Annotated in this window: 13 protein-coding genes; 7 read left to right on the plus strand and 6 right to left on the minus strand. The window is 58.1% G+C overall.

Going from position 1 to position 13,342, the window contains the following annotated elements; genetic code table 11:
* The first annotated feature begins 17 nt into the window (after positions 1-17).
* The gene (gene macA / locus H7A76_RS18790; protein WP_185699870.1) at positions 18-1,169 is read left to right on the plus strand and encodes a macrolide transporter subunit MacA; all 1,152 of its coding nucleotides are present in this window, start codon (positions 18-20) and stop codon (positions 1,167-1,169) included.
* Between the two features lie 2 nt (positions 1,170-1,171).
* The gene (locus tag H7A76_RS18795) at positions 1,172-3,130 is read left to right on the plus strand and encodes a MacB family efflux pump subunit (protein WP_185699871.1); all 1,959 of its coding nucleotides are present in this window, start codon (positions 1,172-1,174) and stop codon (positions 3,128-3,130) included.
* 108 nt (positions 3,131-3,238) lie between these two features.
* Here the strand turns inward: H7A76_RS18795 and H7A76_RS18800 are convergent, their stop codons facing one another.
* From H7A76_RS18800 to H7A76_RS18810, 3 genes are all read right to left on the minus strand, one after another.
* Positions 3,239-4,570, minus strand: coding sequence for a diaminobutyrate--2-oxoglutarate transaminase family protein (locus H7A76_RS18800; protein ID WP_185699872.1), 1,332 nt, complete (start codon positions 4,568-4,570; stop codon positions 3,239-3,241).
* 752 nt (positions 4,571-5,322) lie between these two features.
* A complete protein-coding gene (locus H7A76_RS18805) occupies positions 5,323-5,553 on the minus strand; it encodes a DUF2251 domain-containing protein (RefSeq protein WP_185699873.1) in 231 nt (76 codons plus the stop codon).
* Positions 5,554-5,667: 114 nt separating this feature from the next.
* Positions 5,668-6,249, minus strand: coding sequence for a hypothetical protein (locus H7A76_RS18810; RefSeq protein ID WP_185699874.1), 582 nt, complete (start codon positions 6,247-6,249; stop codon positions 5,668-5,670).
* Between the two features lie 314 nt (positions 6,250-6,563).
* Between H7A76_RS18810 and H7A76_RS18815 the strand changes: the two genes are divergently transcribed.
* From H7A76_RS18815 to H7A76_RS18830, 5 genes are all read left to right on the plus strand, one after another.
* Positions 6,564-6,833 carry a hypothetical protein gene (locus H7A76_RS18815; RefSeq protein ID WP_185699875.1) on the plus strand — a complete coding sequence of 90 codons (270 nt, stop codon included), beginning with the start codon at positions 6,564-6,566 and terminating at the stop codon, positions 6,831-6,833.
* Positions 6,834-7,350: 517 nt separating this feature from the next.
* On the plus strand, positions 7,351-7,473 hold the full coding sequence (locus H7A76_RS32400; protein WP_260498016.1) for a hypothetical protein: 123 nt from the start codon (positions 7,351-7,353) through the stop codon (positions 7,471-7,473).
* A 127-nt stretch (positions 7,474-7,600) separates the two neighbouring features.
* Positions 7,601-8,644, plus strand: coding sequence for a GNAT family N-acetyltransferase (locus H7A76_RS18820; protein ID WP_260498017.1), 1,044 nt, complete (start codon positions 7,601-7,603; stop codon positions 8,642-8,644).
* Between the two features lie 117 nt (positions 8,645-8,761).
* Positions 8,762-9,676: a fatty acid desaturase gene (locus H7A76_RS18825; protein ID WP_260498023.1), complete on the plus strand. Its 915-nt coding sequence runs from the start codon at positions 8,762-8,764 to the stop codon at positions 9,674-9,676.
* 54 nt (positions 9,677-9,730) lie between these two features.
* The gene (locus H7A76_RS18830) at positions 9,731-10,177 is read left to right on the plus strand and encodes a GNAT family N-acetyltransferase (RefSeq protein WP_185699878.1); all 447 of its coding nucleotides are present in this window, start codon (positions 9,731-9,733) and stop codon (positions 10,175-10,177) included.
* Between the two features lie 43 nt (positions 10,178-10,220).
* On the opposite strand, the gene H7A76_RS18835 is transcribed toward H7A76_RS18830, so the two are convergent.
* From H7A76_RS18835 to cmlS, 3 genes are all read right to left on the minus strand, one after another.
* The gene (locus tag H7A76_RS18835; RefSeq protein ID WP_185699879.1) at positions 10,221-10,679 is read right to left on the minus strand and encodes a MaoC/PaaZ C-terminal domain-containing protein; all 459 of its coding nucleotides are present in this window, start codon (positions 10,677-10,679) and stop codon (positions 10,221-10,223) included.
* A gap of 8 nt (positions 10,680-10,687) precedes the next feature.
* A complete protein-coding gene (locus H7A76_RS18840) occupies positions 10,688-11,518 on the minus strand; it encodes a class I SAM-dependent methyltransferase (protein ID WP_185699880.1) in 831 nt (276 codons plus the stop codon).
* 95 nt (positions 11,519-11,613) lie between these two features.
* The gene (gene cmlS, locus H7A76_RS18845; RefSeq protein ID WP_185699881.1) at positions 11,614-13,326 is read right to left on the minus strand and encodes a chloramphenicol-biosynthetic FADH2-dependent halogenase CmlS; all 1,713 of its coding nucleotides are present in this window, start codon (positions 13,324-13,326) and stop codon (positions 11,614-11,616) included.
* Positions 13,327-13,342: the final 16 nt, after the last annotated feature.

The following is a 13,342-nucleotide window of genomic DNA, read 5'->3' on the forward strand; positions in this document are numbered from 1 at the left end:
CGTATTAGTGGTCATCTATGGAAAAGTCGAAGTTTCGCAAGGTTGTCTGGGGCGTAGGCCTGGCCGTTGTTGCCGGCCTGATTGTCTATTCGGTGCAGTCACCGGCTGAGCCGCCCCAGTACTTGACCGCCAGGGTCGAGCGGGGCGAAATCGAGAACTCGGTGCTTGCCACCGGGATCTTGCAGGGGGTCAAACAGGTCGACGTCGGCGCCCAGGTCTCCGGTCAGTTGAAATCGCTGAAGGTCAAGCTCGGCGACAAGGTCAAGAAGGGCCAGTGGCTGGCGGAAATCGATCCACTGGTGCTGCAGAACGCCCTGCGCCAGGCGCAGGTCAACGAGGAAAACCTCGAAGCGCAACGCAAAGCCACGGCGGCACAAGTGGTCCAGACCAGATCGGTGTGGGAGCGCTACACCCGCCTGCAATCGGACGCGGCCATCTCTCGCCAGGATTTCGAGACCGCCGAATCCAATTACCTGGTACAGAGCGCCAACCTGGTGGCCCTGGATGCGCAACTGAAAAACGCGCGAATCCAGATCGACACCGCCAAAGTCAACCTCGGCTATACGCGTATCGTCGCCCCGATGGACGGTGACGTGGTGGGCATCGTCACCCAGGAAGGCCAGACCGTGATCGCCGAGCAACTGGCGCCGGTGCTGCTGAAATTGGCGGACCTGGACACCATGACCATCAAGGCCCAGGTGTCGGAAGCCGATGTGATTCACATCCACCCAGGCCAGGAGGTGTACTTCACCATCCTTGGCGAGTCCGATAAACGCTACTACGGCAAGCTGCGCGGCACTGAACCTGCACCGCAGAACTACCTGGACACCCAGGCCGCCGGCACCGCCAAACAGAACACCGCGGTGTTCTACAACGCGCTGTTCGATGTGCCGAACCCTGATCATCGCCTGCGCATCTCGATGACCGCCCAGGTGCGCATCGTGCGCGACACCGCCAAGGATGTACTGATGGTGCCGGTTGCGGCGCTGGGCAAGCGTAATGACGACGGTTCGTACGTAGTGCGGGTGGTGGATGAGACCGGCCACGCTCAGGAGCGCAACGTGCAGGTGGGGATCAACAACAAGGTCAAGGCCCAGATCAAGGATGGCCTGGTGGAGGGCGACCAGGTCGTCATCGGTGAGCCGACGCCGGCCGTGGCGGGGAGCTGACAATGACCCAGGCATTGTTGGAACTCAAAGGCATCAGCCGCAGCTTTATGGCCGGTGAAAAAGCGTTCATGGCGCTCAAGAATGTCAGCCTCACCATCAACACCGGGGAAATGGTGGCGATCACCGGGGCGTCGGGCTCAGGCAAGTCGACCCTGATGAACATTCTCGGTTGCCTGGACTACGCCACTGACGGCAGCTACACCATCAGCGGTCGCGAAACCCGCGACCTGGCGGACCAGGAGCTGGCGGAACTGCGCCGCGACCATTTTGGTTTCATCTTCCAGCGTTATCATTTGCTGCCGCACTTGAGCGCCATGCATAACGTCGAGATGCCGGCGATTTATGCCGGAGTATCGGAAGGCCAGCGCCATAGCCGCGCCAAGGAACTGCTGGCCCGGCTGGGCCTGGCCAATCACTTGGTCAACCGGCCGAGCCAGTTGTCCGGTGGGCAGCAGCAGCGGGTGAGTATCGCCCGGGCCTTGATGAACGGCGGCGAAGTGATCCTCGCGGATGAGCCGACCGGCGCCCTCGATACCGCCAGCGGCAAGGAAGTGATGAACATCCTGCTGGAGCTGCATGCGGCGGGGCATACCGTGATTATCGTGACCCACGACGCCAAGGTTGCGGCCCATGCCGAGCGCATCATCGAGATGCGCGACGGCGAAGTGCTCAGTGACCGCCTCAACGAACGCGCCGCACCGGAGGTCGAGGCCCCGGTTCCCGCCCAGGGCCAGGCCACGCCGGGGCGGCGTCTGGTGGCGAGCCTGGGGTTGTTCAAGGAAGCCTTCGTGATGGCCTGGGTGGCGTTGATTTCCCACCGCATGCGCACCTTGTTAACCATGCTCGGCATCGTGATCGGCATCACGTCGGTGGTGTCGATCGTGGCCATCGGGGAGGGCGCCAAGCGCTATGTCTTGAATGATATTCAGGCGATCGGCAGCAACACCATCGACATCTACCCGGGCACCGACTTTGGCGACAGCCATGCGTCGGCGATCGAAACCCTGGTGTTGTCCGACGTGACCGCCCTGAGCGAGTTGCATTACATCGACAGCGCCACGCCCAACGCCGGGCGCAACCTGCTGTTGCGCTTTGGCAATATCGACGTGAACGCCACGGTGAATGGCGTGAGTGCCAGCTCGTTCCAGGTCCGCGGGATCAAGATCGCCGAAGGCATCACCTTCAGCCAGGACGACGACACCCGCCAGGCCCAGGTGGTGGTGATTGACCACAACACCCGTAATCGCCTGTTCGGCCCGGACGTCGAGGCGCTGGGCCAGATCATTTTGGTGGGCAACCTGCCGTGCACGGTGATTGGGGTGACGGCGGACAATAAGAATATCTTCAACACCAGCAAGGCGCTCAACGTCTGGGTGCCTTACGAAACCGCCGCCGGGCGCCTGTTGGGTCAACGCTACCTGGACAGCATCACGGTGCGGATCAAGGATGGCCAGCCGAGCAAGGTGGTGGAGGATAACGTGGTCAAGCTGTTGCAACAGCGCCACGGGACCAAGGACTTTTTCACCTACAACCTCGATAGCATCATGCAAACCGTGCAGAAAACCAGCCAGTCGCTGGCATTGCTGTTGTCGTTGATTGCGCTGATCTCACTGGTGGTGGGTGGCATCGGGGTGATGAACATCATGCTGGTGTCGGTGACCGAGCGCACACGCGAAATCGGTATTCGCATGGCGGTCGGGGCGCGGCAGTCGGACATTCGTCAACAGTTTCTGGTGGAGGCGGTGATGGTGTGCCTGATTGGCGGGGTGATCGGGATTGCGTTGTCGTTTGGCATCGGGTTCGTGTTCTCCCTGGTGATCACGGAATGGCAGATGGTGTTTTCGCTGGAATCGATTGTCACCGCCTTTGTGTGCTCCAGCCTGATCGGCATCATCTTCGGGTTTGTACCTGCGCGTAATGCCGCGCGGCTGGATCCGATCGAGTCGCTTGCCCGGGACTGAAGCGCACACCAAAAAGCCCGCCAACCGGTGTCGGTTGGCGGGCTTTTCATTGCAGCAGGTTGGGTATGGCACAACAGCAGCTCTGCGCTGCTGCTGTTTTTCTGCGCTTTAGCCGACCACCTGCAAACGGTGCGCGGTGGCGCTGGCGATGGCGTCTTCGAAACGATCAAGGACGCTGCCAACCTGGGCTTCGGTGATGGTCAGGGCAGGCAGGAAGCGCAATACCGAACCGTGGCGCCCACCGGTTTCGATGACGAGGCCGTTGTCGAAGCAGTTGAGCTTGATTGCCTTGGCCAGGGTGCCATCGCCCAGGCCGGCACGGTTCTCTGTACGCGGTTTGGTGACCTCGACGCCGATCATCAGGCCACGGCCACGCACGTCGGCAATCGCATCATGGCGCAGGGCAATGTCTTGCAGGCCGGCGAGCAGTTGCGCTCCGCGGGCGGCGGCGTGTTCCACCAGGCCCGCCTGGCGAATGTGGCGCATGGTTGCGCGCCCGGCGACCATGGCGATCTGATTGCCACGGAAGGTACCGGCGTGCATGCCCGGGCCCCAGGTGTCGAGGTGTTCGGCGTAGACAATGACCGACAGCGGATAGCCGCCACCGATGGCCTTGGACAACACCAGAATATCGGGGACGATCCCCGCGTGCTCGATGGCAAAGGTGCTGCCGGTGCGGCCCAGGCCGGTCTGGACTTCGTCGATGATCAGCACGATACCCAGCTCGCGGGTGATTTCGCGCAGCCCGCGCAGCCAGGCGTTCGAGGCGGGAATGCAGCCGCCTTCGCCCTGTACCACTTCGACGAGCACGGCGGCCGGGCGGGTGACGCCACCTTCAGGGTCCGAGAGCACGGTGCGGATGTACTCGAGCGACAGTTGATCGGTTTGCTCGCCGTCGGTACCGAACGGGCAGCGGAAGCGGTACGGAAAGGGCAGGAAATGGGTGTTTTGTGCAGTAACGCTGGGGATGCCCTTGGGGTTGAGATTGCCCATGGCCGAGAGCGCGCCAGCCGTCATGCCGTGATAGCCACCATGAAACGCCATCAATGCCGCGCGTTTGGTGTAGTGGCGCGCCAGCTTGATCGCAGCTTCCACGGCATCCGAGCCGCTGGGGCCGCAGAACAGGATCTTGCTGGTGTCGCGCATGCCTGCCGGCAGTTGTGAAAACAGCTCCTGTACAAAGGCATGCTTGGCCGGGGTGGCGAGGTCCAGTGCTTGCTGCAACTGGTCGGAGCCCAGGAACTCCAGCACCGCGTCCTTGACTTCCGGCGGGTTATGACCCAGTGCCAGGGTACCGGCGTTGGCCAGGCAGTCGAGGTATTCCTTGCCTTGCGCATCCCTGAGCCACACCCCATTGCCGCTGACGAACAGGCGCTGGAAGTTGGCGGCATAGGTGCGTGCATTGGCTTCGACTTTCTTCAGATAACTTAGCTCTTCCATGGTCATGCACTCATCGGCTGCGGCAAGCGCAGCGCTGGAAAGTTGAGGGAACAAGAGACGGTGTTTAATCCATGACAGCGACTATTTTCAGACAGTAATAAACAGTCAGCCGCAGAGAGGGCTGAATTACAGTCGAAAGTGAAAAATAAGTGACGCCGGACAGCCGCTGAGACACGCGCTGCCCGAGTAACTTGAGAGCACGCTTAGCTTGAAGGAAGGTGACCGTTATCGCTATTGAAGCAGACACCCGACGTCCCCGGTATCTCTGTCATTTTACAGAGCCTTTAGAGCCGGAAGTTAATGGCAGTAGTGAGGCGCCGGAAAGAACAGCAGGGCGGCTCACTTGAAGACACTTCAGAGTGCCGCCGCCCGTGGGATAAAAAAGTAATGTCGTGGTTTTGCCGAAGGCAAACATGACATGAGTGTGGCAAGTCCAAAGTGATCGATGCCAGGAGGTGGCGTCGCCGTTTACCGGGACAAAATCGGTGACGCCTGAGCGGCTTTTGCAGGGTGTCCGGTTTTGCGTCCTCATTTTTCCGCATTTCGCAGGTTTAGTTTTGAGCGCTGTAGTCATCGAGGAGAACCCAGCGGTCAGGGCCTTACTTACGAAACACTCATAATTTAACATAATATACATTATGCGCATTTATATATTGGATGTCAGGGGCCAGTGCAGGCCAGATTTGCCGAGCCTGCTTGCCTTCCAGATTCCATGCCCCTAGGTGAAACGCCTGGCGATGCCAGGCGTTTGATCAAGCAAACAGATCACGTGCTGCATCGTCCCGCTGGTGACCGCCTTCGGACCTGCCGTTGCCAGCCTGCGGTGGAAACCCCGATCTGCAATATCCTTGCTTGGCCTCGAAAGCGAACACCGCATGAGGAAAATCGTTGATCAGCAAGACCGCCTTGCAGTGAGCGACGGTCCAGTCGATTTTCGCCATCGATGGCTTGTGGCTCTCACTGACATCGGCGGCATTAAACAAAGGAACCTTCCTCGCCAGGAACGTCCGGCACCAAGGCGTGGCTTACCTTCAATTCGCTTTCAGCTGCCAGATAAAGTGAAACTCTGGCCAGGCGTGAAGTAGCCGCCAGGATGGTCACGTCGTTTTCCCGCAGATTTTGTGGAACTGGTTCACATTGGAAACTGCAGTGCTTAATGCTGTTATTTTATATTTGTAGTAATTGATTGCATTTGCCTGGGCTTGCCCAACTTGGCCAAAATACTCTTCCCAAGCATTACTATGAGTCAGCAAATCAGCGAGCATGGTGCTCAGTCCGCTTGCCGTCCAGTACTCCTTATAGCCCTTATCCGCACCCGGGGCCGGACTGACATGTTTGACATAACTCTCCACTGAATATTTATTCTCGTAGGCCATGAACAGTGTATACACTGTTCCGACTGACGATTTGTACCAAGGAATAACGACAAAGTGATGAATCGCTGAACCCGCAACAAGAAAGTGCCAAACAGCTGTTTGTGAGTTATCACCTCGAAATAACAGCGCCTGTTCAATTTGGTATTTCATTTTCGAATCATTCTTGATGACATCATCTCCAACGTCATCTTGCACCTTCCCGTAGACGGCGCAACTCATTTGAGCGGGTACTGCAGGACAATCCTTCAAACCCATGAGTATTGGATTACCCGTTATTGCATCAACCAGATCTTTCCCTGTCATGTTTCTTGGCTCCTGCCCAAGTAGTTAACACCTATTGTGAAATTGCTTGGAGAGGATAGCGTTGATCCGATCTTTATCAAGTTCATCCACAGAAAGACTGAACTGGATTGTCCCAGCTTGAATAACTCTCCCCATGGGGAATCCAGGCTTTTGCCTGCTTGTCAATAGCTCCCTTGAGCGACTGTGCGGCGGGCACCGCGATGGTAGCCTTTCATGGCGCCACCCTGCGCGCCTGCCTGATCTGTTCAGATTATTGTCAAGGCAGGTCAGGCTAATGCCTAAGCCTCATGTCAGATAACTGAAAGGAATCGAACATGAAAAACTTCATAACTGTTATCGCCATATCTGCGACCCTTGCCTTCACCGCAAGTGTCGCGAACGCTTCCGTGCATCCGACTACTATCAAGCCTCCCCAGACCGTCAACCAAGTGACAGCTTCTGCCAAAACCCCTTTCGGAAGCCAACAAGCAACCGGCGAAATCAAGCTGGCTAGTTTGGCCAGGAGTTGTTCCGATGAACGATATTCCTGGTGGGAATACAGCGGCTGGGAAATTGTCGGCTGCCTTGTAAGCGGTCAATGGTAATTATCAGAGTGCTCTGGTGCGTGACCTGTAGGGTGAGCACGCACCAGAGTTTGTTATAGGCTCCGAGGAATCAGCGCACTCAATACCTCTTCATTACACGTCATGCACTAATAGAAAATTCTATATTCGCTATCAATCTAACCATTCCTGAACTTTCTTCTCTCATCCTTCTTGTATTTCACGGCTCAGCCAACTGACCAGGCGTGCCCTACCCGCGCCAACTGCCTTTAGTCCATTGCTGTCCCAGTAATGCGCGCCGCAGGTTCCTAGCCTGGCAATGTCCCTTACCAAGGGGCATTTTCCTACCCTTCCCTAAGCTCCAACACCTTGATTCACCTACGGTTTCTCTCATGCTGCCGCGAAGCGGCTAAAAATGACCAAAAAGACGGGGATTATCGGGACAACGACCGACCGGTCACATATGCCGATGCCTGTCGGCAACCTATAGTGCAGCCGCGGCAAATTGGAAGGAGTCCAGTTGCCGGCACAGCTATCGAATCATGGACAGGAGCTCCAGATGTACCCGATCAAGGATGACGCCCATTGCCAGTACAGCGGGGTTGATACGCAACCCAGCCAGCTGTCGCTGACCGCCCTCACCTCTTGCCTGCGTCTTTCACGACGCGATGGCGGCCGTTAGCCCAACACTTCAAGCGTCTATCCACGAGCCGTGACATGCCCGAGGCAGTCACCGCCTTCACGTGCCTCGAACAAAGCCAACCTGGTGTGCAATGACCACGACAAGCTATCTGGAAACGCCTGTTTCCATGCCCTTGAACATCGACTCCAAAGCCGATGCATTTGAATTTCGCCCCGGCACCCTCGCAGACATCGACGACCTTGCCGAGCTGTTCCAGTCCATCTATGGGCACACGACCCATCCGTGCCAGAGCCCGGTGTATATCCGCAACGCGATGAGCTCCGATCAGCAACGTTGGTTCGTCGTTCAGAACCAGTCCGCGCTGCTGGGCTGCGTCTGTATCACCCGGCGCCCCTGGAACCAGTCCTGGGAGGTTGGCCATGGCGTGATCCATCCGGATGCGCGCCGCGGCGGTGCGATCTCGAACCTGATCAGGCTCTGCCTGGAAGATCATCGACCCGACGCCATGGAGCTGGGCTACTACACCCCTCGCAATGTCGCCATCCATTCAGTGATGGGCAAGATCAAGCCGGCAGTGCTGGTTGGCCATGACGGTGGCCCGAACAAGGTCGACGGCATCCGCGAATATCACCTGACCGCCATCCACCCGCCGGCCCGGGACGGTTTCGTCCATATTGCCCCGTGGTATGCCAGATCCTCGGGTAACGATTTCATCAGCCAATACCTGTATGGCCAGTTGCAACTGGATCCGCTGCTGGGCGCCTATCCGAACACCTACCTCAGTGGCGCGCCGGGGACCGAGCGCCACGGCCAACTGCTCTACACCCAGGATCATGAGGCCAATGCGCTGATGGTGTCCGGGCAATTGGGCGGTTATCCCTCCGAGCGCGAGGTGCTGCAGCAGCTCGAGACACTTGTGCAAGCACACAAGGATGTCGAGTACGTGAGCGTTCATGTGCTGGCCGACAAGCTGGAGCTGCTCGGCGGCCTGATGCGGCTGGGTTATGCGATGACCGCCTACTTGCCGGCCTGGCACCTGCAAGGGGGGGCCCGCTACGACTGCATCCACCTGGTATGGCACAAGTTCGAACAGGCTCCGCGCAGCCACGGCTTCGATGAAGAGGTCGCCTTCTTCGACCAGGCCTACGCCAGGCTGGGCGACAACCTGTGCAGCATCCGCCCCGGCCACGCTCCGCGTATCGACAGCTAATCCATCGAGACCCGCATCCCATCGGATGATTATTGGAGAGTCAAGCAAGTGACAAAAGAACAATGGCTTAACGTCCGTAAACAGATTCCCGACGGGGCCAAGGAGCCCTGGACCGTGATGCTGTGGGTTGCCGACATGCTGGTCCTGGTACTGGCCTGGAACCTCTGGCTCAGTTCATCCACCGGGCTGCAGTTGCTCGGCCTGGTGCTGGCCGGCGTCGCCACCCTGCAGATCTACTTGATCCTGCATGAGGCCCTGCATGGCGCAATTTCGGAAAACCGCCGAGTCAACAACTTCATCGGGCACTGCAACGGCTGGCTGATCGCCTTGCCCTTCCTGGTCCGCCGCCGCTTCCACACGGCCCACCACACCTGGACTTCCCACCCGCTCAACGACCCGGAAAACCGCGGCATGATCGAGAAGTTCTCGGTCATGACCAAGAAACAGGAACGAACCCTGGAGTTCATGTGGAAGCACTGGATCCCGATGATCGCGGCCAACCATTTCCTGCTGAACTGGCGGGCACCGTTCATCGCCCGCGCCAAGGGCGACAACTCGCCGCGGATTCTCAAGGAAATCCGCTTCGCCCGCCTGTACCTGGTGGCTTACCTGGCCATGGCCGGGGTCGCACTGTACTTCGGGCACCTGGCTGACCTGGTGATGTTCTACCTCATCATCTGGCTGTTCCTGTTCTTCATGGTGGAGTTGTTGAACCTGCCGCACCACGCCGAGGCACCCTTGCAAACCAAGGACGCCGACCGCCTGCAGTACTGGGAACAGGATGTCGTGTCCCACGACTGCAAGAGCCTGCCGCTCTGGTCGCGATTCATCATCCTCAACTTCAACCTGCACATCGTGCACCACGCCTTCCCCTCGGTGCCCTGGTACCGGCTGGCCGAAGCCCACAAACTGCTGCACGAACATGAGCATCATCCAGGGGATTCGCAGGTCAGCGAGTGGGATTTCGCCTGGACCAACCGACGCCGGCCGCTGTTGAAGCTGATGGGGCACTTCTTCGACCACCGCACTTGACCGCACCGGCGAAAGATCCCGAATATCCGGGATCTTTCGCCGAGCATGAACGCCATGACCTTCCTACGTCCCTTCGCCAGCCATGACCTGGACGCCTGCCTGCAACTATTCGACAGCAATACCCCGGCCTTCTTCGATCCCCTGGAGCGCCCGGACTTCCTGCATTTCCTCGAACGCTCGACAGCCAACCTGCTGGTCATCGAACGCGATGGGCGGATCGTCGCCTGTGGTGGCCATGCCCTGCACCCCGAAACCGGCATCGCCAGCCTGTGCTGGGGCATGGTCGACCAGGCGCTGCACGGCCAGGGCATAGGACGCTTGCTGACCGAGGCGCGGCTACGAGCCATTCGCGAGCAGGGCCAGGCCCGCGCGGTGCGCATCAGCACCAGCCAGCACAGCCAGGGTTTCTATGCCAGCCTGGGTTTCGTGCTGCTGGAAGTGACGCCAGACGGGCATGGGCCAGGCCTGGATTGCTGGGATATGGAGCTGGCCCTGATGTAAACCAGCCCCCTCGCCTGCCCTGTTACCTGGCTCGACCCAACCGCTAGGACTCTCGTCCCTTCAATACAATCGTGGCCAGGTAAGACAAGACACGCTCCTGTGCCTGATTGATGATCTCGAACGAAAACTGCGCCAGGCCCCGATTACCGGGCAAGGGGATATTGCGCACGTCACGAACCGTTACCGCCCCGCTGATGAGATCGTCCGGACGCACCGCTTTTAGCCAGCGCACATCATTCAAGCTCGCGCCGCCCACGCTACAGGCCCTGAGCAACCCCAAGTCGATGAAGAGCCGAAAACTCAGGGCAAGCGTATGAAAACCGCTGGCGACCAGCCCTCCCATCGGTGAGTCGAGCGCCGCGACAGGGTCGACATGGAATGCCTGTGGATCGAATTCACGACCAAAATCGATGATGCCTGTTTGCGTCACCTGCGCACTGCCCAGCGTGAAGACCTGCCCTTTGACGAAGTCTTCGAAATACAAGTCTCCATGATCAGTCATGGCCGGCCTCATTCGCCAAGTTTGCAGACAAGTTCAACGGGGCTGAGCACCCGGCTCTTGATCAGCGTTGAAATATTGACCATCTGCCGCATGGCAGTGGCGCCAAATGAAATATGCAGTCCAAGTGGCGATACCCCCTGCTTCAGGTTCCGGCTTCTCAAATCATCGAAATACGCCACGCCGAACTCCCAGCGATCCGTTTCACTGACCACCGTGAACCCCGCCTGCTTCAGATGCGTGAGGTATTCAGCCAGAGGCGCGACAAAGTCCGTACTGGGATTCGATGCCCAGGGAACCGGATAGAGAACCTGGCCCTCCCCGACCCGCATCACGTCGTAAATCCCGAGCTTGCCGCCAGGTTTCAGTACTCGGCGGACTTCCTCGAACAACCGCGGCTTGTCAGCGATGTTCATCCCCACGTGCAGCATGGTCACCACATCGCAGAAATCATCGGGAAAGGGCAGCGCCAGGGCGCTGGCTTGCTGATAACTGACCTTCAGCCCTCCATCTATACGGGCAGCCAATGTAGAGGCCGCATTGATGTAGTCGGGCGCCAGGTCTATGCCATGGACTTCACAACCGAAGGTGCTGGCAAAGTAGCGGGTCGCCCCACCCAGCCCGCAGCCGACATCAAGGACCTTCATATCCTCGTGCAGCCCCAGCTTGTCGGCCAGGTCGGCAGTGGCTTGACGCCCGCCGATGTGGATTTCATCCACCGGCGCCAGGTCTTCGAAATCCAGCCTTTGCGGATCTTTCCCGCTGGCGCGCAATGCAGAGAAGATCTTCTGTTCCAGGTCGGGCCTGGAATAGTGTTTCTCAAACTCTTGATCGATTTTCATCTGGATCTCCGGGATATTGAAAATGTCCGAAACAGATCACTCGTGATCGCCCATGGGCACTGCGCTCGGGAAAGCATGACGAGCGGCCGCTTGATTCAAACTTCGTACTCGATACCTACACCATCGAATCGCAGGCGGTCTTGTATATGCACTTTTTCCCCCCTCAGGTTCTTGCCCGACAACAGGCCCGCCTCGAAAAGGCGTATGACCATCTGCAAGGCATGTTCGGAGTAACCAGCAGCATTCAATCGACCGATCAAGGTCTTGTAGTCGAATTTCTCCTTGATCAAGTCGGAGAATATTTCCCTGACCTTGGAGTTGGCGGCATATTTGGTCATGCGTTTTTCGCCGTTTGATAGCACTTCCTTGGGTTCAAGCTTGAAATCCAGAGGATTGACCTTGTAGTAGTCCTGCAAGGTGACCGCCCCGCCGTTCCAGCTGAACTCGGATATGCTGGACAATTGCTTCAGCAACTTGCCAATCCAGCCGACCCTCATTGGCGTCAGCTCCGCATCGGAAAACTCGTCGGAGAGTTCACTACGCTGATGTCGACCAAGGGCAATCATCGTGGATGCCCGGTCCTTGAAGTCCGAGATCGCCCACTCCGCCCCGCCTGCCTTGTCGCAGAGTTGATCGAACCATTGACGGCGATTGAAACGATCATCCTCGCTCTCCACTATCCTGCGCTTGCTCCAGAACTCGGAATCGGGCTCGGTGAAAGAGGCGTAGGTGTAAAAAGAGGCGAGGAATTCGTGGTACTGCTCATAGGTTTCGCCATAAGTGCTCTTGTACCACTCATGGACTTGGGGACTTTCGCTTGGATGCCGGGACAGGTAATCGATCGCCGAAGCCGCGCAAACTGCGGATTGTGAGGCGAGATGCACGCCCTGCGAAAACAGCGGATCGGTGAAGCAGGCCGCGTCGCCGCAAAGGAAGAAACGCCCGCTGGAAAAGGTGCTGGTGTCGTATGACCAGTCGCGAACGACCCTGACCTGATCGATCTGCTGCGAATCGCCCAGTAACTCTTTGGCACGAACGCACTTGGCCAGCGTGCGCTTATAGAACTCATCCGGCCCGACTTCCTTTATCTCGCCCACCTTGCTGATATCGACGATCACACCGACGCTGTAGATATCGCCCTCAAGCGGAATCATCCACACCCAGCCATCTTCGAAAGTTATCGAGAAGGTCGTGCCGCGCAAGTCTCCTTGAAACGGATCGGGGCAAGAGAAATAAGACCACACAGCAAGATTGCGATAGAACTCGTCATAACGACGAATTTTCAGTTGCCGGGCGAGAACGCTGTTGGCACCTGACGCATCGATCAGGTAGTCGCCAGATACCGTCGAGGATGAATCGCCCTGGCGCACTTCCAGAGTGACCCTCTCAGGATCGCTTAAATCGACATGGGTTACCGCCGCCCCCTCATGGACCGTCCCGCCTCGGGCCATGACCTCCTTCAAGAGCAAATGGTCGAACACTTCTCGCTTGACCTGGATGGCATGATCGAAAACCCATTCAGCCGTGCTCTTCGGGGTTGAAAAGGAAAAGGTCCATGGCGGCTGGTTTTGTCCCCAGAGAAAGGTCGCGGAAGGCTTCTTGACGAACTGGGCTTCGTCGATGAGTGGCTGCAAGCCCAACCTGTTGAATATCGACATGGTCCCAGGAAGAAACGACTCGCCAATCCTGTACCGGGGAAAAGTCTCTTTTTCATAGATCGTGACCGTGTGTCCCAACTTAAGCAGAGTCAGCGCCGCCACCGACCCGGCCGGCCCACCACCAATGATGACTACATTGCCTGGTAACATTCCTGTTCTCCTTCAA

The organism is Pseudomonas sp. MSSRFD41, from assembly GCF_014230245.1.
Taxonomy (GTDB): Bacteria; Pseudomonadota; Gammaproteobacteria; order Pseudomonadales; family Pseudomonadaceae; genus Aquipseudomonas; species Aquipseudomonas piscis.